This window comes from Acinetobacter nematophilus (genome assembly GCF_026344175.1).
Classification (GTDB): domain Bacteria; phylum Pseudomonadota; class Gammaproteobacteria; order Pseudomonadales; family Moraxellaceae; genus Acinetobacter; species Acinetobacter nematophilus.
On record NZ_JAPKMY010000005.1, the window covers coordinates 42,273 to 62,010 of the forward strand.

General features: G+C 40.1%; 18 protein-coding genes and 1 pseudogene. 5 read left to right on the plus strand and 14 right to left on the minus strand.

Translation table 11 applies throughout. The annotated features are described in order from the left end of the window. Positions 1-101 precede the first annotated feature (101 nt). Entirely contained in the window at positions 102-848 is a 747-nt protein-coding gene (locus tag OSH00_RS10865) for an SDR family oxidoreductase (RefSeq protein ID WP_266130441.1), read from the plus strand. 76 nt (positions 849-924) lie between these two features. On the opposite strand, the gene OSH00_RS10870 is transcribed toward OSH00_RS10865, so the two are convergent. The 8 genes and pseudogenes from OSH00_RS10870 to OSH00_RS10905 all read right to left on the minus strand — a co-directional run bounded on the left by OSH00_RS10870 (position 925) and on the right by OSH00_RS10905 (position 9,906). Continuing rightward, positions 925-1,950, minus strand: coding sequence for a hypothetical protein (locus OSH00_RS10870; protein WP_266130442.1), 1,026 nt, complete (start codon positions 1,948-1,950; stop codon positions 925-927). A gap of 129 nt (positions 1,951-2,079) precedes the next feature. After that, positions 2,080-3,819: an acetyl/propionyl/methylcrotonyl-CoA carboxylase subunit alpha gene (locus OSH00_RS10875; protein ID WP_266130443.1), complete on the minus strand. Its 1,740-nt coding sequence runs from the start codon at positions 3,817-3,819 to the stop codon at positions 2,080-2,082. 1 nt (position 3,820) lies between these two features. Continuing rightward, positions 3,821-5,401 carry a 5-oxoprolinase subunit B/C family protein gene (locus tag OSH00_RS10880; RefSeq protein WP_266130444.1) on the minus strand — a complete coding sequence of 527 codons (1,581 nt, stop codon included), beginning with the start codon at positions 5,399-5,401 and terminating at the stop codon, positions 3,821-3,823. Between the two features lie 18 nt (positions 5,402-5,419). Continuing rightward, the gene (locus OSH00_RS10885) at positions 5,420-6,226 is read right to left on the minus strand and encodes a putative hydro-lyase (protein ID WP_266130445.1); all 807 of its coding nucleotides are present in this window, start codon (positions 6,224-6,226) and stop codon (positions 5,420-5,422) included. Positions 6,227-6,238: 12 nt separating this feature from the next. After that, positions 6,239-6,997 carry a LamB/YcsF family protein gene (locus OSH00_RS10890; RefSeq protein WP_266130446.1) on the minus strand — a complete coding sequence of 253 codons (759 nt, stop codon included), beginning with the start codon at positions 6,995-6,997 and terminating at the stop codon, positions 6,239-6,241. A gap of 34 nt (positions 6,998-7,031) precedes the next feature. Beyond that, positions 7,032-8,283, minus strand: a pseudogene (locus OSH00_RS10895) (NRAMP family divalent metal transporter). 339 nt (positions 8,284-8,622) lie between these two features. Continuing rightward, positions 8,623-9,534, minus strand: a complete 912-nt coding sequence (gene mumR, locus OSH00_RS10900; RefSeq protein WP_196076578.1) for a LysR family transcriptional regulator MumR — start codon at positions 9,532-9,534, stop codon at positions 8,623-8,625. Positions 9,535-9,660: 126 nt separating this feature from the next. Beyond that, positions 9,661-9,906 carry a SlyX family protein gene (locus tag OSH00_RS10905; protein WP_196076579.1) on the minus strand — a complete coding sequence of 82 codons (246 nt, stop codon included), beginning with the start codon at positions 9,904-9,906 and terminating at the stop codon, positions 9,661-9,663. A 35-nt stretch (positions 9,907-9,941) separates the two neighbouring features. On the opposite strand from OSH00_RS10905, the gene OSH00_RS10910 reads away from it, so the two are divergent. Beyond that, the gene (locus OSH00_RS10910) at positions 9,942-11,849 is read left to right on the plus strand and encodes an ATP-binding cassette domain-containing protein (RefSeq protein ID WP_196076580.1); all 1,908 of its coding nucleotides are present in this window, start codon (positions 9,942-9,944) and stop codon (positions 11,847-11,849) included. A 53-nt stretch (positions 11,850-11,902) separates the two neighbouring features. On the opposite strand, the gene OSH00_RS10915 is transcribed toward OSH00_RS10910, so the two are convergent. Then, complete coding sequence (locus OSH00_RS10915) at positions 11,903-12,673, minus strand: hypothetical protein (RefSeq protein ID WP_266130447.1); 771 nt, start codon at positions 12,671-12,673, stop codon at positions 11,903-11,905. A gap of 338 nt (positions 12,674-13,011) precedes the next feature. Between OSH00_RS10915 and OSH00_RS10920 the strand changes: the two genes are divergently transcribed. Continuing rightward, complete coding sequence (locus tag OSH00_RS10920; RefSeq protein ID WP_266130448.1) at positions 13,012-13,227, plus strand: hypothetical protein; 216 nt, start codon at positions 13,012-13,014, stop codon at positions 13,225-13,227. 110 nt (positions 13,228-13,337) lie between these two features. Here the strand turns inward: OSH00_RS10920 and OSH00_RS10925 are convergent, their stop codons facing one another. Together OSH00_RS10925 and OSH00_RS10930 are read right to left on the minus strand one after the other, a co-directional pair. Next, the gene (locus tag OSH00_RS10925; protein WP_266130449.1) at positions 13,338-14,315 is read right to left on the minus strand and encodes an acyltransferase family protein; all 978 of its coding nucleotides are present in this window, start codon (positions 14,313-14,315) and stop codon (positions 13,338-13,340) included. Between the two features lie 33 nt (positions 14,316-14,348). Continuing rightward, entirely contained in the window at positions 14,349-14,900 is a 552-nt protein-coding gene (locus OSH00_RS10930) for an O-acetyl-ADP-ribose deacetylase (protein WP_266130450.1), read from the minus strand. A gap of 115 nt (positions 14,901-15,015) precedes the next feature. On the opposite strand from OSH00_RS10930, the gene OSH00_RS10935 reads away from it, so the two are divergent. After that, the gene (locus OSH00_RS10935; protein ID WP_266130451.1) at positions 15,016-15,951 is read left to right on the plus strand and encodes an LpxL/LpxP family acyltransferase; all 936 of its coding nucleotides are present in this window, start codon (positions 15,016-15,018) and stop codon (positions 15,949-15,951) included. 96 nt (positions 15,952-16,047) lie between these two features. On the opposite strand, the gene OSH00_RS10940 is transcribed toward OSH00_RS10935, so the two are convergent. The 3 genes from OSH00_RS10940 to OSH00_RS10950 all read right to left on the minus strand — a co-directional run bounded on the left by OSH00_RS10940 (position 16,048) and on the right by OSH00_RS10950 (position 18,344). After that, on the minus strand, positions 16,048-16,470 hold the full coding sequence (locus tag OSH00_RS10940) for a hypothetical protein (protein WP_266130452.1): 423 nt from the start codon (positions 16,468-16,470) through the stop codon (positions 16,048-16,050). A 103-nt stretch (positions 16,471-16,573) separates the two neighbouring features. Continuing rightward, positions 16,574-16,891: a hypothetical protein gene (locus tag OSH00_RS10945; RefSeq protein WP_266130453.1), complete on the minus strand. Its 318-nt coding sequence runs from the start codon at positions 16,889-16,891 to the stop codon at positions 16,574-16,576. 313 nt (positions 16,892-17,204) lie between these two features. Further along, positions 17,205-18,344, minus strand: coding sequence for an endonuclease/exonuclease/phosphatase family protein (locus tag OSH00_RS10950; protein ID WP_266130454.1), 1,140 nt, complete (start codon positions 18,342-18,344; stop codon positions 17,205-17,207). 185 nt (positions 18,345-18,529) lie between these two features. Here OSH00_RS10950 and asd point away from each other — a divergent pair, with 185 nt between their 5' ends. Next, on the plus strand, positions 18,530-19,648 hold the full coding sequence (gene asd / locus OSH00_RS10955) for an aspartate-semialdehyde dehydrogenase (RefSeq protein ID WP_196076588.1): 1,119 nt from the start codon (positions 18,530-18,532) through the stop codon (positions 19,646-19,648). The last annotated feature ends 90 nt before the right edge of the window (positions 19,649-19,738 follow it).

The following is a 19,738-nucleotide window of genomic DNA, read 5'->3' on the forward strand; positions in this document are numbered from 1 at the left end:
TTTCAAACCGAACAGCCACTTAGTTACTATTTGGTAAGTTCTTACCTCTGCGGATAAATTTTCACAATATACGTTTTTCTTAATGACATTATAGTGAAAAAATGAGATTAAAAGACAAGACTGTTTTAATCACAGGTGCAACCAGTGGAATTGGCTTTGCTGCCGCACAACGGGCAATTGAAGAAGGTGCTCGGGTGATCTTTACTGGACGGAATATAAATCAACTCACCCAAACCCAACATCAACTCGGATTGCAAAGTATGGGTTTTGCATGTGACCATGCTGACTTGAATTCTCAGCATGATTTTATCGAAAAATTACAGCAATTCTCCTTGAGCTTCGATGTGATTTATATCAATGCAGGCAATGTAAACCATCAACAATTTGGTCAATGGAACGTTGAACAATTTGATGAGATATTCAATACCAATCTCAAGGGTCCTTTCTTTTTAATCCAAAGCCTTCTTCCGATGATCCACCCAAATGCTTCAGTGATTTTGTGTGGTTCGACCAGCATTCATATCGCGCTAGAAAAAAGCAGTGTATATGCTGCTTCAAAGATCGCTTTACGCTCTCTGGTCAAAACACTTTCAAGAGAACTGTTAAATCATAAAATACGCTTTAATCTGCTTTCTCCTGGACCGACGTTCACCCCTGCACTCAATAAAGTTGCAGACAGTCCCGCTGAAGCCGAACAATTAAAGACCAGTATTGAAAATTTAGTCCCTCTTCAAAGGCTTGCCACAGCAACAGAAATTGCCAACGCCTTTATTTATCTTGCTTCTGATGAGTCTCGTTTTGTTGTGGGAACTGAATTATTGATTGATGGTGGTGTCGCCAATTTATAAAGTGTCGCAATCAATAAATTCAGAAAATAAATGAGAGAGATACGCTGTGGTATTTCTTTCATCCATTTAAACAGCATCAATTCAAATACATTTCATGGCTATAGACCACTTCATGTCCATTCCAATAAATATAGCCTTTTTCAATCAGCTCTTTCAGCAATAAACGAACATCAGATTGAGGGAACATTTTTTCCAATAGATCACGCAAGGCATAAATATCTTTGGGTTTCGATGTTTTTAAATCATTCAGTTTATGAATCACTTCAATTTGAACAGGATCAATCTGCTCAAAATTTTTAAACAGCCCCTGTTGCACTGTTTCAATTGATTCTTGATCATCTACCTGCTGTGGATACGCATGTAAGCTTTCTAAAATTTGATCGATTTTATGTAATTTGATATGTGATTGTCGGTCGAACTGTTGATCCGTTTGATCAGGAGAATTTGAATTTTCAACATCTAGACTGATCCACTGTTTTAAGACTTTTTTCCGATAGGAAATTTGTTGATCAAAACATTTCACAATTCTTAAATTGATCAGCATTCCTACAAGATGCTGGGCTTTTTCTGGCACAACCTGCAAAGTACTGGCAACCGAATTACGTAATTTTTCAACTGTGTTCGGCTTTCCTGTCATCTTTCCCAAAGCATCACAGTATTTTTTAACCATTTGTAAATACGGTTTTTTTTGAATTGTTTCAAGACTCGGAAGCTGTCGTTTTTGACTTGGCAATTGACCTGTCGACTCGATTTGAACAAGACGGCAATCGAGATGTACATTCCGGATGATGTCCAACAGCACTGTAGAACTTGGCGAAGCTGAAATAATTTCGATCTGTGTATCTGGCGTTAAAAGCGCCAACAATTGCCCTGCAATCACGGCATATTCATATTCTTTTTGAGCCGCTTCAGGCACATCTAAAATCACCACTTGCCCACTGTTGATCCAACTGGAAAGCTCAGTGAGATCAGCCAGTGAATAATCAAAATGTCCAGTGCGATTGAAAAGATATAATATAGTGTAATGCGCTACCATTTTGCCCAGCGTGTGTGCCGTGGGCATATTATTTTCAAGGTCAAAAAGAACAACTGTATGCGGCATGATCAAAGGTTTGCGATTAAACAGTGGCGTGCATTACAACGGGCTTTCAGTAAAAGGTCAAATAAAATTGGAAATTTAACTATAAATTTCCAATTTTTACGTTCGGATTTAATTGCATATGCATGAGGGCTATTGAATCGTGGCAATCACATGATCAGCCTGGCATGTTGTACCGACCTCTGCCAATATTTGTATTTGACCGCTTTGATGCGCTAAAACTTGGACTTCCATTTTCATGGCTTCCATAATCGCCACCACTTGCCCTTCAATGACCTGCTCGCCTGATTGGACTTTCCATGCCATGATGGCGCCATTGATGGGTGCAGGCAAATGTTCAGGTTTAATCTCGAGTTCTGCTTTCTGCTCCAACTGTTGTGCAGTAGAAGTGGTGTTTTGAGCAAACATGCCTGCGGGTAATCCGAGACGATGTAGCTTCCCATCAATCTCAATATAGCTCAAAGTCATCGCTTGCTGATGTTGAGGAATACTTCGCTGTGTAGGTTTGAGTACCTGCTTAAAGTCATTTTCAATCCAGCGCGTATGTACCTTAAATTCATCGGTAAAATCAGGTTCATTCAATACAGCACGATGAAAATCCAGAACAGATGCAACACCTTCGATTTTAAATTGCTTTAATGCCCGTCTTGCACGCGCAATTGCGATCTCACGGGTTGAGCCAGTCACAATCAGCTTGGCCATTAAAGAGTCAAAATGGCTTGAAACCAGCGAGCCTGTGCGCACTCCCGTATCTACGCGCACGCCATGTCCAAATGGCGCTTCAAATAAACTTAATGTACCAAATGCCGGAATAAAACCACGACTCGGATCTTCGGCATTAATTCGGAACTCAATTGCATGCCCACGCGCTTTTGGCGTGTATTGAATAGACAGTTCTTCACCTAATGCAACTCTGATTTGTTCAACCACCAAGTCTACTTGTGCCGTTTCCTCAGTCACAGGATGTTCGACCTGCAAACGAGTATTGACTTCAAGAAATGACAATGTGCCATTTTGGCTTAATAAATATTCAACAGTTCCTGCACCAACATAGTCTGCTGCCTGACAAATATTTTTTGCAGAACTGAGAATTTCTTGATAAATCTGATCGCTGATAAACGGCGCAGGAGATTCTTCGACCAGTTTTTGATTACGGCGTTGCAGAGAACAATCTCGCGTACCCAACACCACCACATGACCATGCTGATCAGCAATCACCTGAGCTTCTACATGACGCGGGTTGTCCAGATACTGCTCGACAAAACACTCACCGCGACCGAATGCCGCTTTTGCTTCTCGAACCGCAGACTCATAGAGTTCTTTCACTTCTTCAAGTTTCCAGACCACTTTGAGACCGCGTCCACCACCACCAAATGCCGCTTTAATCGCAATAGGCAAACCATGCTGTTTGGCAAAAGCTAATGCTTCTTCTGCATTGTTCAATGGATCTTGGGTACCCTGAACCAAGGGTGCACCTACTGAAGCTGCGATTTTACGCGCCTCAATTTTATCCCCTAACTTTTGAATCGCGGTTGGAGATGGACCGACCCATTTTAAACCAGCATCAATCACTGCTTGAGCGAACTCTGCACGTTCTGATAAAAAACCATAACCAGGATGTACCATCGTGGCTTTGGATTTCTTTGCAACATCAATGATTGCATCGATATTTAAATAGGTTTCTTTGGCTGTTGCTCCCGCTAAACCCCATGCCTCATCCGCAAGTTCAACATGTAAGCTGCCCATGTCATCATCTGCATACATGGCAATAGACGTAATACCCATATCACGACATGCTTGGATAATACGTACGGCAATTTCACCACGATTGGCGATTAATAGTTTTTCATTGGCATAATTTTGCTTGTTCATTTCAATTCTCTATCTCTACAAATTCGGCAATTTTTCTAAACTTGACATGGCAATCTGCAGGTATTTGCGCTACCAGATTCCAATGATGTTTAGCGACCGAAGCAATCACGGGATAACCGCCAGTAAGTGGGTGATCATTCATAAACAATACTGGCTGACCATTAGGCGGGATTTGCAAAGCACCGATACAGGTCCCTTCACTTTCCAACTCTTGGGTCACTTTACGTTTGAGCGGGTCTTGACCCAGCAGACGCAAACCGACACGGTTACTTTCATTGGTGACTAACCACGCTTGATTACACAGTTTCTCGATACTGTCTGGATCGAACCAATCCGTGCGGGGTCCCATCACAATATCCAGTTCAACCGTGTCACCAAGTTGAGGGAGATTGGTTTTTGCCACGTCATTGAGCGTGATATTGGATGGGACAACTTGACCTTGGTAAAGCACATCCCCTACGTTTAAGGGGCGTGGACCAAGAATTGCTAAACTGTCAAAAGAACAGCTATTTAAAACAGGCTGAATGTCGAAACCACCACGAACTGCAAGATAATTTCGTAGACCAGCACGAGGAGTTTGTATGTGAAACTCATCACCACAATCTAATGCAATGGGCTGATAACATTCAAAATCAGCGGCTTGACCATCTGCGAATTTCACATGAATATTTGAAATTGCACCAGCCACAGCAATAACCGCTGAATGCTGCATTTTTGCTTTTAAGCCCCCATTTAAGACCTCAAGTACTGGTGTTTCGGTTGGATTACCAACGATTCGATTGGCGCTATGCATAGAATCAGTATCCATTGCACCTGCTGTCCCCACACCAATATTGGTCTGTTGAAAACGCCCTTCATCTTGTATCGAAGTCTGCAATCCAGATGCTGTAATTTTAAATAAGGGCAGTTGTGAACCGGTGGCTTGCACTAAGACGATCTGTTTGGGTACATCTACAGTGATAGGATGATGTGTCACATCTTCAAAATGCACAGTCATTCCTGGTCTTAACAGTGCAGGATTGGATCGCTCCAAATCCCACATTTTCTCCGTTGTTGTACCAATCAATTGCCATCCACCAGGGCTATCTTTTGGATAAATTCCTGAATATTGACCTGCTAAGCCTAAAGAGCCTGATGGAATTTTTTTACGGGGCGTTTTTAAACGCGGAATATCCGTAAACGGTTGGTCAGGACTATTCATATAGGCAAAACCAGGAGCAAAGCCAATAAATGCCACATCCCAAGTACTTTGGTGATGTTTACGAATTACATCTGCGACTGATAAGCCCTGTAGTTCAGCCACTTGCGCTAAATCTTCGCCATCATAACGGATGGGGATAATCACTTGCTGGCAATGTCGTTGAACATCTAAATCTATATTTAAGGTACCGATTAAAGCCGATAACGTTTTAAAGTCAGTGTTGATCTCGTCAAAAAAGACCAAAATCGTCTTTGCTGCTGGAATTAAATCTTTGATTCCTTTCACATGTAAATTTTGCAATTTGCTGTATAACGCCAAAGTTTCTTGCAAACTGGCCAGTTCAATCAAGAAACTATCGGAATTTACTGATAAAAATCGCATTTACTGATCCTTTCTTTTTTAACCCATCCAGACACGATCTGGAATATCGGTAATCAACATGTGTCCAGGTGCATGACTGATTGCAAATGGAACTTTAGAGTTCATGACTGCCGCTTGTGGTGTAACACCACATGCCCAAAACACGGGAATCTCTCCTGCTTCAATACGAGATGCTTCCCCAAAATCAGGATGATTGATATCTTGAATACCTAAACTTTCAGGATACCCGATATGCACAGGTGCGCCATGTACACTCGGCATACGAGCAGTGATTTTTACGGCTTCTGGAATCTGGTCTGAAGGGATGGGACGCATGGAAACCACCATATTGCCCGACATGCGCCCTGCTGGCACACAGCGAATGTTGCTCAAATACATGGGCACATTGGTTTTGTCATGAATATGACGGACTTCAATGCCTGCATCTTGCAACGCGGTTTCAAAAGAAAAACTACAGCCAATTAAAAATGTCACCAAATCAGGATGGGCATTGTAGATCTCAGTCGCATCGGTCACTTCATCGACCATCTCGCCATCTTTCCAAATTCGATAGCGCGGAAAATCTGTTCGAATGTCGGAATCAGATGCCAATTTTGTGGCATATACCCCTTCTTCCAAAACATCTAAAACGGGGCAGCTTTGAGGATTACGATGGGCGTACAATAAGAAATCATAGGCCCAATCTTTAGGTACAGAAATCATATTCACCTGGGTCATGCCTGGTGCCATACCTGCAGTTGGTCGATCAAAACCTGCACGAATCTGCTTTCTTGCTTCCCGAGTCGCTTTTAGTTGCGATGGATCAACTTTGATATTTTTGAACATCTGTATCTTCCTTTATGCACAAAATGAACGAATCTGAATATCATTTTTTAACAGTTCAGCTTTAATGGCAGCAGACATCTCTAATGCACCCGCGGTATCACCATGCAAACAAATCGTATCGGCTTGGATCGGAGTAAATATCCCATCAATCGATTCAACCCCACCGTTTTTCAGCATAGAAACCACACGTTGTGCTACAAAATCAGCATCATGCAGCACTGCACCTTCCAAACGGCGTGAAACCAAAGAGCCATCTCGGTTATAAGCACGATCTGCAAATGCCTCCGACACCACTGTTAAACCTGCTTGACGCGCCTGCTTGACCAAATTAGACCCTGCTAAGGCGACCAGTACCAGCGAAGGGTTATACATTTTAATCGCTGCAATGACTGCTTCCGCCTGAACTGCATCTTTGGCAATCGTGTTATAAAGTGCGCCATGAGGTTTAACATACTTCACTGTCGAACCAGCCACTTTGGCAAGCCCATCCAATGCAGAAATTTGGTAGAGAACATCGGCAATCAACTCGTCCCGTGACAAATCCATATTGCGACGACCAAAACCCACCAAATCAGGATAGGCAACATGCGCACCGATACAGACATTCAATTGCACAGCCTGCTTTAATGTTTGTAATATCCCTAATGGGTCACCAGCATGAAAACCACAAGCAATATTAGCGCTGCTGACCACAGGTAAAATCTGCTCGTCGTTGCCCATTTTCCATGAGCCGAAACTTTCACCCAAATCACTATTTAAATCGACAAACATCAGCGGAGCTCCTTTTAATTGAGTGTTAGCTTGATTACAGCTTGGTGAGATAATTAAATACCGTAGTAAAAGACATATATCCCATCCACCATGTCAGTAAGCAGGTCAGCACACCTAAAATCAATAACCATTTTGGATAGTTATAATTGCCCATGAGATCTTTGCGACATGCAGCAACATAAACAAAAATCGTCAAACCAATCGGTAAGACCAGACCATTAAACCCACCCACAAAGATCAATAACCCAGCTGGTGTTGCACCTAAAATCACATAAAGCAACAGTGCCAATGAAATGAAACTAATCGTGATGTAATTGGTTTGCTTGGTTGTTAAATTCTTTTTGAATGCAGAAACGAATGAAACCGAAGTATAGGCTGCGCCGATGGTGCTACTGATTCCTGCTGCCCAGAAAATTAAGCCAAACAGTTTAAATCCAAACGTACCTGCGGCATATTGAAAAGCTTGTGCTGCTGGATTGGCATCATGGCTGGCTAAATCAATTGTTGCACCACTCACCACCACACCTAAAAATGCCAGGAACAAAACATAACGCATGATCCCAACAACAACGATCCCCTTGGTTGCGGCTTTAGCCACTTCATCAATGTTCTCTGGACCAACAGCACCCTTATCGAGTAAACGATGTGCACCTGCATAGCAGATATAGCCTCCGACTGTACCGCCCACAATTGTGGTAATAATCGCAAAATCAATTTGGTCAGGTGCAAAAGTTTGTTGAACAGCCTGTCCCACGGGCGGCATGACAATAAAGGCCACAATGACAATCAAAATAATTTTGAGTAAGCCCAAAACAATCATGCTTTTGTCCATCACCAATGTGGCTTTTCTGGAAGCAAAAATAAGAATCGCCAATGCACCACTGACTACGCCACCAATTTTTGTATCTAAACCAAATAAAGCATTTAAGCCCAGTGCTGCACCTGCTATGTTCCCGATACTGAAGAAGAAGCCGCCAAGAATGACCAAAAATGCAAGTAAATAGCCACTTCCAGGTAAAGCCTTGTTGGCAATATCAGAGGCTCGCATTTGGGTTAGCGTCACCACACGCCAAATGTTTTGCTGAACCACATAATCAATCAGGATAGAAATCAAGATAGCAAAGCCAAATGCTGCACCCAATTTCACTGTAAATACAGCAGTTTGCGTAAGGAATCCCGGACCCATTGCAGACGTTGCCATCATAAATATCGATGCAACGATAGCCCATTGACGGTCAGATAATATAGAAGATTTCAATAAAGACATGTATGCGTTCCTCATCCATTTGAGCTTAATCAACGCTATTTCAAGTTAAACAAAGAACATCATTTTTTTCTGAAAATATGAAATTCTTTTATCCTTTAAATCTTGAAGATTTTTTGGTATTGCTCTACCAAATCCATATTTAAAATAAAAGCACAGGAAATGAACCAGAACAATCATCCTTAAAGACGGACAATAAAAATATAAATCAATGAATTTAATGTATTTTATTTCAACCTTATTGTTATAATAATGATTCTTTATAGATTCTGATAAGTTCTGATTATCAAAAAAGCAAGCTTTGAAAAAATTTCAAAGCTGAATTGATTCCATAAATTTTAGATATTCCAATAAAGATTACTTAATTTTTAATTTTATCATTCAACTTTTTCATTGCTCTATCTGAGATCAACACTGCCAAATCCGTTAGCTTTTCCTTTAAAGCGGTATTATTTCCTTGAGTATAAATTGCGGTGAAATGAAAAGTCTTGAGCTGAATTGGGGTATCCAATATTTCCAAACGCCCCTCTAAAATTTCTTTGAGTGCGGTCAATTTAGGCACTACAGCTATTCCTAAACCTTGTTCGGCCAAACGTAATAGAGTTGCCAGTGAATAACTGGTGATTGAAAGCGGCTCATCGATGCCCTGTTCTTTCATGCGGGCTTTCAGCTCTTTATAAGGATAGGTAATTCTTGGATAAGTCAAAATAGTATGAGACATCAATGTCCTGAATGACATTTGACCGATGCCTCCTTTAAAGGAAGGAGATGCTAAAAAACTTAATTCAAAATCACACAGTGAACGTTCAATACACTCAAAGGGTAAGGTAGGTCCAAGTAAAAAAGCCATATCCAAATCCCCTACACGTACACCTTCTTGCAGGTCCGGGGTCAAACTCACCACGATTTCGATAGAAACTTTAGGAAACTCTTTTTGAACCTGTTCCATATATTCTACTAGCCATGTGTGTACAATGGTTTCAGAGACACCTAAACGAATGGTCCCTGTTAAATACTGACTTTCAGTCAGCTCGGCAACCAAATCTGTTTCTAGCCGCATGAATTTTTCAGCATATTTGAATAAAGTTGTTCCTTTATGAGTGGCTTTAATCTGGCGGGCACTGCGATCCAGCACTTTAAAGCCAAGATCATTTTCAATTGCAGTAATTTTTTGTGAAATTGCTGGTTGTGTCGTTTGAAGTTTGGTCGCCGCTTTATTGAAACTTTTTAAAGTCACCACCCAATAAAATGCTTCAAGGTTTTTTAAGTTCATGATCCATCTTGACCTTATCTATGAATGATGGCGTTATACAAATCCTCTGCCAGCCTAACGGATAATCGTGTAAATGCAAAAACAGTTAAAATCATATCAGCAGCGTTCAGCACTGATTCAGTTTTATCAATAATGTGGTGGACGATTGGTCATTGGATCAAAAGCCGCAATACCTTCTGACAAATCAGCAGACTCTACCCGCTGATACAGTAACTGCATTTGTTTTTTTAAATCAGCAATTTCCAAGCCCTGTTGCGCAACTTGATCATTTAATTGTTCGACTAAATCATCTAAAAATGCAATTCGGACTTGCAAATCTTCGATAGGTGCGGAAAATGACGCCTGATCATCAAGATTTTTATGTTTAGTCATTTTTAGTCCTCACTGTGGGATGTTTAGGAAACCGTATGGCCTATATTACTATAAGGGATGTCCAACTTGCGTTTGGTGGACCTGCCCTGCTCGATGGCGCAAACTTCAATTTAGAACGTGGCGAACGAGTCTGTTTGATTGGCCGTAACGGTGAAGGTAAGTCTACTTTACTCAAACTGATTGAGGGAAGTTTATTACCCGATCAAGGTGAAATTGCCTTACAAAACGGAATCACCATTTCCATGCTTGCTCAGGATGTACCCATGGATTCTGGCAAGGTCGCGGATATTGTCGCTGAGGGCGCAGGTGAAGCTGCTCAAGTCCTCAAAGAATACCATGAAGCGAGTGATGCTTGTGTATTAGGTGATATGGATGCTTGTGACCGTATGGGCAACTTGCAGCACAAGCTTGATCTACTGGATGGCTGGGCTTTAGAAACCAAAGTCAATGCTATTCTCAGCAAAATGGGGCTAGATCCAGAAGCTGATCTGGCAGATTTATCTGGTGGTCGTAAACGTCGTGTTTTATTGGCACGGGCTTTACTCACACAGCCCGATGTTTTATTGCTTGATGAACCAACCAACCATTTGGACGTCGAAAGTATCGAATGGTTAGAAAAATTTTTACTCGATCAAAATAATCTCACGCTGTTATTTATTTCACATGACCGTGCTTTTGTCGACAGTATTGCAACCCGTATCGTTGAATTAGACCGGGGTATTTTGCGCAGTTATGAAGGCAACTACTCGAGATACCTCGACTTAAAAGCCCAACAAATGGAAGCAGAAGAAAAACAAAATGCTTTATTTGACAAAAAACTGGCTGAAGAAGAGGCTTGGATTCGTCAGGGCATTAAAGCTCGCCGCACACGAAATGAAGGTCGTGTACGCGCATTAAAAGATTTACGCGAACAATCCAAAGCACGTCGTTCACAACAGGGCAAAGTCAGCATGGCGGCGCAAGAAGCCAACCGTTCAGGTAAACTGGTCTTCGATATTGAACATTTACGGGTTGAATATGATGGCTATCCAATCATCAAAGATTTCTCTGCATTGGTTCTGCGTGGTGATCGCATCGGTTTAGTGGGCGATAACGGTGTTGGTAAAACAACCTTAGTCAAAGCCATCCTTGGCGAGATTGAACATACGGGTTCAGTTAAAACTGGCACCCAATTAGAAGTCGCCTATTTTGATCAGCTACGCAATGCGCTTGACCTTGAAAAATCGGTGAAAGACAACGTTTCAGAAGGCTCAGACCATGTCGATGTGAATGGCAGCCGCCGTCATATCTACAGCTATTTACAAGATTTCCTGTTCTCTCCTGAGCGTGCACGGACACCGGTTAAAGCCCTTTCAGGTGGTGAGCGAAACCGTATTCTTCTTGCAAAACTCTTGCTTAAACCCGCCAATCTGATTGTCATGGACGAACCAACCAATGACTTGGATATGGTTACACTAGAGCTTTTAGAAGAAATGCTCAGTGAATACAAGGGCACCTTGTTGTTGATCTCGCACGACCGTGCCTTTATGGACAATGTGGTGACATCAACCTGGGTATTTGATGGTAAAGGCAATATTGATGAATATATTGGTGGTTATCAAGATTATCTTGAGCAGCGTCCTGATCAAAAAGTTGTTGACCAAAAGAGTGATGTTAAAAAAGCCCTTGCCAAAGCCGAGGCTGCGACTGCGGCTGTTGAAGCACCCGTCAAAAAAGTTAAGCTGAGTTATAAAGACCAACGTGCTTTGGAACAGTTGCCTGCCGAAATCGAGGCATTGGAAAAAGAACAGGCTGAACTCTCAGAAAAACTCGCAGATGGTTCATGGTTTGTCACAGATGCTGATGCTGCAACACAAGCCTCTCAACGTTTGGCTGAAATCGATGATCTGCTTTTGGAAAAAATGGAACGCTGGGATCAACTTGAAGAAATGACCAAAGGTTAATTTTTTATTGTTTCTTCCAAAAAACTCCGTAAATCTGCGGAGTTTTTTTTGAGTTAATCCTGTTGAAAGATTGGCACTATTGTTGCAACGGGCATTTCCATGAGTAGAAATAGCCAATACTCATTGATAAGTGGTAAGCGCTCAGATAAATTCGCAATAAATTTTGTATAGCCCGCCATTGATTCATCAATTATGTGAATTCTTTGTGGCGTCAAAATAAATAATCGCACTTCCTGATGACTGAATTGATCAAGCATCACCGCATCAATCCTTTGGATATCAGTCCATTTGACAGTATAAACTTGATTTTCATTATAAAAAGTAAAACTATCTGTATGGGCAGAATAGCGAAATAAACCATCTATGCATGTTTCATGCTGATTTTTAATTTTTTCAATACGTTGATTCCAATCAAATGAATCTTTAAACCAGACATGAGGATGCTCAATCAAGAGTAATCCAATCAAGCTGATTGAAAAACATACAAGCCAAATGCTCCAGTGCAACATCACTGAAAATAGCGCAAATAGCCAAAGAACAAAGCCAATAAAATCAGGAATTTGTATAAAACTGGCTTTATTTATCGGAATATAAATTTTCATCGGTAATCGCTTTTCTTCTAGAAAAGTGTCAATCACGCCATGCTTTATTTTTATGAAATAATGAATAACTAGAATGAGAACAGCTAAAATCAGTAAAATCAAATCATGATATTGCCATAATTGAAAATCAGACAATGCCAATTTAATAAAAACAACAATAACAGTTGACCATCCATATACGCTTAAAAAGTAATAGACCTTTTCGGTGATCAATATTTTCATTTTTCTGAATGAAGACCCATTTGTTTTTTCCAATCCATGCTATCACTGATCAGACATGATGTTCAAAGAAAGGAAATACATCAGGTCATCATCCCCCCTATTTCAATACTTTCATTGAAATGGAGTATTGATCAAAAATGAAGGCAATACTTTACGAATTAAAATTAAATAAATCTTAAAAAATCAAAGCACTTACCATTTCTCTATCATCACGCGCCATATCATTGCATTTATACTGATTTTCGCTACAAGCACTTCATGATGTTTCCATATAAATGCCTGAATATACAACTATCGAATCTAGTTCAGATCTCGAATTATTTAGTGAGAATACGATCATGAAAAAAGTTACATCATTACTTATTGCAGCATTCACAACAGCAGTTTTTGCAGGTTCTGCAATGGCAGCAACACCAGCACAACACTCATCTCAGCCGGTTAAACAACATCAGCTTCAAAAACAGCATAAAGCAGGACATGCCAAACAACATCATGCAGCTGCGCATAAATCAGCAACAGCAAAAAAAGTAGAGGATAAAGCTGCAACTAAATAATCGAGTGAATTCAAACGCTTTATAAATCAATGATCCTCATGCTTAAAAGCTACATCAGTGATGTAGCTTTTAAATTTTTTATCGATAAAGATCATGTTCCAACTTTAAATCTACTTTAGTCCCAGTTTTTCAGCAGGCTTGATGAGCCACAGTGATAATTTTCTTAATCCTGTATCAAACATAGGCTGTTGCAGGATCCAGCATGTCAAAATAGATAAAATGATACAGATACTTACTTCGACAAAAAGATTCAAATTCGATGGCCAATAACGTGCAAGCAAAATCACCAAAAATCCATGTAATAGATACACAGCCAATGTATTTTGCCCCAGGCGTACAAAGCGTTGATTTAAACTTTTGACCCATACGAAAACTGCATAGATTCCCAGTGTAGAAATGAGCAGACATGCTACTCTCATTCCTATTCCCAAGGGTAGACTGACTTTAAGTTGCGAATAACTCAAACTGCCATATAACCAAAACGGGTTCAATTGGGTGAGGTAAACCAGAACGGCGATCGCACACAAAAAAGACAGACTCAGCATTTGAGTGAAGCGATTGAACTGAATTTTGATTAAAAGTCCTTGTCCATACAGTGCACCAGCAACAAAAAATGGCAAGAAAGTAAAAATTCTTCCAATTGAATATTGATAATTATTCCAAGGACTCAAACCAACAACGATTGCCAACACCAATGAAATTGACATTGCAAATTTTGTTTTCACAAGAAAGTGAGACAGTAGAGTCCATGCAATCATTCCCAGCAGATACCATAAAATCCAATAGGGTCGTTGAAATAAATTCCAGTTGATCTGAAACCGACCAGACCACAGCGCATCAAAAGCAGGAAATAAAATTTGAAAAGGTAAGTACAGCGAAATAAAAAATAAAATATTTTTCAGCCATTTTTTATCGTTAAACAACATGCCTGAAATAAAAATAAATGCAGGCATGTGGATAAAATAAATTGTCCCCAACATGGCATGGTTAATTGGGTCATTCCATCCAATCATTCGCTCGAGGAAGTGCCCAAGAACCACAAGAAATATAAGGGTTGCCTTACAGCTGTCTAAGTAAGTATCTCTCATGATCAAATGGTCGAGAATGATGATTGATCATGATTATATACCTAAAATCTGTAATTGATTTTGCTCAATCTCAGCAAGAAGCTGCCGATAGATTTTAAAGTTCTCTAAATCAAAACAGACAAAATTGACTTCCTGTAAATGCGATGCCTGCAACAAAAAATCTGCCGTGATTTTGATTGCAATCGATGCAGCGTCATTTTTTGGAAAATGGTAGATTCCTGTAGAAATATTGGGAAATGCCAGTGTATTCAACTGGTACTGTTCCGCCAGTTTCAGACTATTGGTATAGGCTTTTTCAAGCAGTTGGGCTTCTCCGTGTTGTCCATCTTGCCACGTCGGTCCCACTGTGTGAATGACAAAGCGACTGGGTAATTTTCCAGCTGTAGTAATTACAGCTTCACCGACTGCGCATCCTCCTTGTTTGGCGCGAATTTTCTGGCAATCATTTAAGATTGCATCCCCGCCTTTCCGATGAATTGCACCATCTACGCCACCACCACCCAGTAAAGAGGTATTTGCAGCATTTACAATCGCATCAACCTTTTGCAGTGTAATGTCACCTTGAACTAATCGAATAATTTTCATTTTACATCCTTGCTCATCCTTGTTGATGATGATTCACATCTCGAGTTTTCTTCTTTAAACGGCTTCATGCTACACTTCTTTCAGTTTTAACCACCCCCAAATTTACAAAATTGCTATGAGTAAAAAGCTTCAATACGAACCTGGAAAATTTTATTGGGCATTTTTACATCCAAAATATTGGGGAATATGGATTGCAATAGTTTTCTTGATGTTGCTTGCGATTCTGCCTTGGGCAATTCAGCATCGACTCGCTACGATCTTAGGAAATATTGCCTTTAATCGGCTTAAATCACGCCGTGAAACAACTGTGCGTAATTTGGAAGTCTGTTTTCCAGAATGGTCTTCAGAGCAAGTGATTGAAAATTCAAAACAAGTTTTTGTAGACCAAATGATAGGTGTTTTTGAAACGCTAAATGCATGGTATTCCCCTCAGTGGTTTAAAAATCGTGTCAGCATTGAAGGCTTAGAACATATTACAACTGCAAAACAACAAGGTCAGGGCATATTGCTTTTAGGTACGCACAGTACGATGCTGGATGCAGGCGGCTATTTATGTGCGCAATTTTTTGAACCTGATGTGGTGTATCGCCCACAAAACAATCCCTTGCTGGACATGTTGATTTATCGTTGCCGTGCGACCATTTATAAGACTCAGATTGATCATGATGATATGCGCGGATTGATTCGCCATCTCAAAGAAGGTGATGCGATTTGGTACAGCCCTGATCAAGATTTTGGACTAAAACAAGGCGTGATGGCGCCATTTTTTGGTACACCTGCGGCAACAGTAACTGCACATCGACGCCTATTAAAAATATCGAAAGCTGTGGCGATTCCTTTGTATTTTTATCGTCATGGTGATATTAAAAATCCCAAATATCATGTCTTGATTGAACCTGCTGTCGACCCCTTACCGAGTGAAGATGAATTGGATGACGCCATTCGTGTCAATAAAATCATCGAGAACCAGCTTCGGATCGCACCAACACAATATATGTGGTTCCATCGTCGCTTTAAAACACGTCCAAAAGGTTATGAGAAAATTTACTAAGTTCTGACTTTTATTTGACTCGAATTTTAAAATCAAAGAGCAAAGTTAAATATTCAGCAATATCATTTCAAACATGGGTTAACCAATATAGCCGATTCAATCATCATCAAATTTCACAAATTGATATGTATTGATATGGCTATATTGGTCTTTCATTTTGAGCTGTTGCTGATCCAGTGATATTATTTCTAAATCTTCATTTTTTGACTTGCCTGAACCATCATCCCATAGAATGCTCATTTGTATGCCATCTTGAGTTGAGTTCAATGCTTCGATAAATCCTGTTTGATCTTGAGTGATGAGCAAATAATTAGACGAAGCTTGAGAAAAACTGATTTCAGTTAAATCTTTGCGTGAACAAGGTTGCTCACAACGATAAATACGATGTTTGAGAAGCTCCCAAATCTCGCTGGATTGTAAATCATTTAAATTCTGATTGTCCTTTTGGCGCTGTTCAATCTCTTGAGGCTGTTTAACCTCAACACTCTGCTTTTCACAGCCTGTTAAAATTAAATTCAAGTAAAAAACTACCATTATTTTTTTCATTTGATTCTGTTTCAACATTCAGGTCAGGTATTTAAAAATTTGAAAATCAATACATATACTTTCTAGATCGAACTCATCAACCTTTCCATATTCTAAAGCGAGCCATTGCCCAAATCACATAGGGCCAAAAAATCATATTGACGATGTTATGAATACTGCTCCAAATTCGCCAATACCCCTTACCAAAAATATCTGCTCGTACATTAAAAATCTCAATGCTAAAAGCCAGGACAACTGTAATGATCATGGCGATATTGGATTTCAGCTGGCGTTTATGAATTGCAGCAACAACAAAGTAGAAGATTAAACCTGCATAGACAAACAAAGCATCACTACTTAAACCTGTAAAATGTTTAAGGCTCAGTGCAAATTCTTGGATTTTTGATAGCAACATAAGGACTCAATTTTTATTTTCGATCTTGTCTATCGCAAATTATATACCATAAATAAAGCATAACCCGAGCTCTGCATCCTGCAAAACTCGGGCTTATGAGGTTGTGCTTTCAAATCTTATTGTTATTTTACTGTGGTTATCCATTCCAACATCAAATCCTTGATGATTGCTCCATCGACTTCGTCTTCCTTAGTGAGATTTTCCGTTCTCATTCCCTGTGTCGATAAGTAAAGATTAAAACGAATCGTATTCAGATACTACCCGCTTAGAGACTAAATCCACGTAAGAAATTGCTTACAAAAAATCGCCATTTTCAAGATTTCTTGTTAGACAATGACATGTCCATTTTGTAGTCTTGAGCCAATTCATCAGTCACTTTTTTCTCTTCTTTTTCTGCTTTTTCAATACCTTCCTGAATAGCTTCTTGTGCTTCCTGCTCATCAGAGTCCGTTTGTTCCAACTCCTCTTGGCTTTGTTCAAAAATATGACTTGACTGTAACACCACATAGATTGGGAAATGATCTGAACCAATATGCGGCAACCGCTCCATATGTACTAAAGCAAAATCAGTACTGTGAAATAAGTGATCCAATGACCACCTTAAAAACTTATAGTCGGCATGAAAGGTATTGATATATCTACGCCCCACACGAGGATCAAGCAAACCACTGATGCGTTGAAACAAACGTGTTGTTCGAGACCAAGCCACATCATTTAAATCCCCCATCACGATACAGCTTTCATCTAAATCCTTGATTTGATCACCAACAATCAATAGTTCAGCATCTCGTAAAGTTGAGTCTTTGGCTTCTGTTGGGCTGGGTGGCTTTGGATGCAGACAATATAATTGTACAGCTTGCCCAGAAGGTAAAATGACTGTGGTATGGATTGAAGGAATTTCATTGCTCAGAATAAATTTAACTTCACTATCGACCAGTTTTAACTTGCTATAGAGATGCATTCCATACAAATTATCTAATGGAACAGGAACACGATAAGGATAGTCTTTTTCAATCTTCGCCAACTCATTTTGCCATGTCCGATCAGTCTCGAGCGTAAGGACAAGATCAGGCTGATGTTTTTCGATTTGGTCAATCAGCAGATGGTATTGCTGATTGGGTGTAAGTACATTTGAAACAATAACTGAAATTTGCTGCTCTGGATTCAATTGGTCTTGCTGTACCTGTTCAACCTGTTTTTTCCAGATAAAGGTATAGGGCAAAACCATTTTTAGTTGAAAAGCCAAAGCAGCAATCAATAATACTAAAATAATCTCACGCGTCAGATCCCAAGGTGCATTCCAAAATAGCAACAACACCAAAGCAGTCAAACCCACACATAGAATCTGTAGTCGTGGAAAATCAGCGCCTCTAAACCACCATTCATCACGTGGAATCAGTGACCAGAAGCTAAGCCAAATCACGGTCACAGCAAGGATTTCTATCCAAATCATATTTTGTCACTCTTATATTCTTAATTTTTGAATGATTCATAAATTAATATCAATTTTGCATGTATCATAAACAAGATATATTGCACAATATAGTTGTGTTTTCATTGTGTATGCTATTGCAGTTACACGTCCTTTTGATACACTCAAACCCCTTTTAATTTTTTAACGCACCGAGGCAAAGTGACATGAAAGTAGGTCTGGTCGGTTGGCGCGGGATGGTTGGTTCTGTCCTTATGCAACGTATGGTTGAAGAGAATGATTTTGCTCATTTTGAGCCGTTCTATTTCTCTACCAGTAATGCAGGTGGTGAAGCCCCTGCTTTTGGTGGTAAAACTGCTCCAGCACTTATGGAAGCGACGGACATTACCAGTCTGAAGCAAATGGATGTCATTATTACCTGCCAAGGTGGCGATTATACTTCTGAAGTTTTCCCAAAGCTTAAAGCTGAAGGTTGGTCAGGCTACTGGATTGATGCCGCATCTACATTACGTATGGATGATGAAGCAATCATTGTCCTTGACCCAGTGAACTTAAATGTCATTAAAGATGGTTTGGTCAATGGCATCAAAACCTTTGTCGGTGGGAATTGTACGGTTTCATTGATGTTGATGGGCATGGGTTCATTGTTCCAACACAACTTGGTGGAATGGATGACCGCGATGACCTATCAAGCAGCCTCTGGAGCTGGCGCGCAGAATATGCGTGAATTGATTACAGGCATGGGTTACTTATATAACAATACTCAAGACTTGTTGGATGACCCTCGTTCTGCAATTTTAGATATCGACAGTAAAATTGCTGAATTACAACGGGGTGAAGGCTTTCCCAAAGCCAACTTTGGCGTACCTTTAGCAGGCTCTTTGATTCCTTATATTGACAAACAGCTTGAAAGTGGCCAGTCAAAAGAAGAGTGGAAAGGTCAAGTTGAAACCAACAAAATCTTAGGCAATGCTCAAATTGTTCCAATTGATGGTCACTGTGTACGTATTGGTGCAATGCGTTGTCACTCTCAAGCATTGACCTTGAAATTGAAGAAAGATGTTCCACTTGATGAAATTGAAGATATGATTCGTCAGTCTAACCCATGGGCAAAAGTCGTACCCAATACACGTGAAGCATCAATGAACGATCTTACTCCTGTAGCAGTCACAGGAACGCTTTCTGTTCCTGTTGGTCGTCTGCGCAAGTTAAATATGGGTAAAGAATATTTAGGTGCATTTACCGTTGGTGACCAATTACTTTGGGGTGCAGCTGAACCTTTACGTCGTATGTTACGTATCCTAATTGACTATAAAAATGCTTAAAGTCACAAAAAAGCCTTAAACATTGAAAAAGCCGATCTATCTTGATCGGCTTTTTTATGTAACTATATTTGTGTAACTCTAATGTTAATA

Coding starts and splice junctions, on each gene's coding strand:
- OSH00_RS10865 (WP_266130441.1), top strand. CDS start 102: ATGAGATTAAAAGACAAGACTGTTTTAATCACAGGTGCAACCAGTGGA.
- OSH00_RS10870 (WP_266130442.1), bottom strand. CDS start 1,950: ATGCCGCATACAGTTGTTCTTTTTGACCTTGAAAATAATATGCCCACG.
- OSH00_RS10875 (WP_266130443.1), bottom strand. CDS start 3,819: ATGAACAAGCAAAATTATGCCAATGAAAAACTATTAATCGCCAATCGT.
- OSH00_RS10880 (WP_266130444.1), bottom strand. CDS start 5,401: ATGCGATTTTTATCAGTAAATTCCGATAGTTTCTTGATTGAACTGGCC.
- OSH00_RS10885 (WP_266130445.1), bottom strand. CDS start 6,226: ATGTTCAAAAATATCAAAGTTGATCCATCGCAACTAAAAGCGACTCGG.
- OSH00_RS10890 (WP_266130446.1), bottom strand. CDS start 6,997: ATGTTTGTCGATTTAAATAGTGATTTGGGTGAAAGTTTCGGCTCATGG.
- mumR (WP_196076578.1), bottom strand. CDS start 9,534: ATGAACTTAAAAAACCTTGAAGCATTTTATTGGGTGGTGACTTTAAAA.
- OSH00_RS10905 (WP_196076579.1), bottom strand. CDS start 9,906: ATGACTAAACATAAAAATCTTGATGATCAGGCGTCATTTTCCGCACCT.
- OSH00_RS10910 (WP_196076580.1), top strand. CDS start 9,942: ATGGCCTATATTACTATAAGGGATGTCCAACTTGCGTTTGGTGGACCT.
- OSH00_RS10915 (WP_266130447.1), bottom strand. CDS start 12,673: ATGAAAATATTGATCACCGAAAAGGTCTATTACTTTTTAAGCGTATAT.
- OSH00_RS10920 (WP_266130448.1), top strand. CDS start 13,012: ATGAAAAAAGTTACATCATTACTTATTGCAGCATTCACAACAGCAGTT.
- OSH00_RS10925 (WP_266130449.1), bottom strand. CDS start 14,315: ATGAGAGATACTTACTTAGACAGCTGTAAGGCAACCCTTATATTTCTT.
- OSH00_RS10930 (WP_266130450.1), bottom strand. CDS start 14,900: ATGAAAATTATTCGATTAGTTCAAGGTGACATTACACTGCAAAAGGTT.
- OSH00_RS10935 (WP_266130451.1), top strand. CDS start 15,016: ATGAGTAAAAAGCTTCAATACGAACCTGGAAAATTTTATTGGGCATTT.
- OSH00_RS10945 (WP_266130453.1), bottom strand. CDS start 16,891: ATGTTGCTATCAAAAATCCAAGAATTTGCACTGAGCCTTAAACATTTT.
- OSH00_RS10950 (WP_266130454.1), bottom strand. CDS start 18,344: ATGATTTGGATAGAAATCCTTGCTGTGACCGTGATTTGGCTTAGCTTC.
- asd (WP_196076588.1), top strand. CDS start 18,530: ATGAAAGTAGGTCTGGTCGGTTGGCGCGGGATGGTTGGTTCTGTCCTT.